The sequence below is a fragment of the Saezia sanguinis genome (genome assembly GCF_003991585.1).
Lineage (GTDB): Bacteria > Pseudomonadota > Gammaproteobacteria > Burkholderiales > Burkholderiaceae_C > Saezia > Saezia sanguinis.
Genome location: NZ_PQSP01000184.1, coordinates 1 through 243, shown reverse-complemented (window position 1 = coordinate 243; position 243 = coordinate 1). Strand labels below are relative to the sequence as shown.

At 36.2% G+C, this 243-nt stretch carries 1 protein-coding gene; it reads right to left on the bottom strand.

The genetic code is table 11. From position 1 onward, the window contains the following. A partial coding sequence (locus tag CUZ56_RS15920) for a hypothetical protein (protein ID WP_204250979.1) occupies positions 1-243 on the bottom strand: 243 nt, incomplete at both ends.

Here is a 243-nt window from a genome sequence, read left to right as displayed (position 1 = left end):
CACCAAGGGTTGAATGTCCAAAATGGATCTTGTAAAGCATTTCCACCCAATGCTTGTGGTGCAACGACTTCTTCGGCAAGAATACTGATCGCTTCAGAATTTAAGCCAGATTCTGGTACATAAACATACAAATTACCATCTTCATGTTGACCAATAATTAAGTTAGTTGCTTCTTCATTATCACGGTAATAATTTTCAATGATGATGTCTGGATTGGTATCACCATCTTCCAACATAATAATT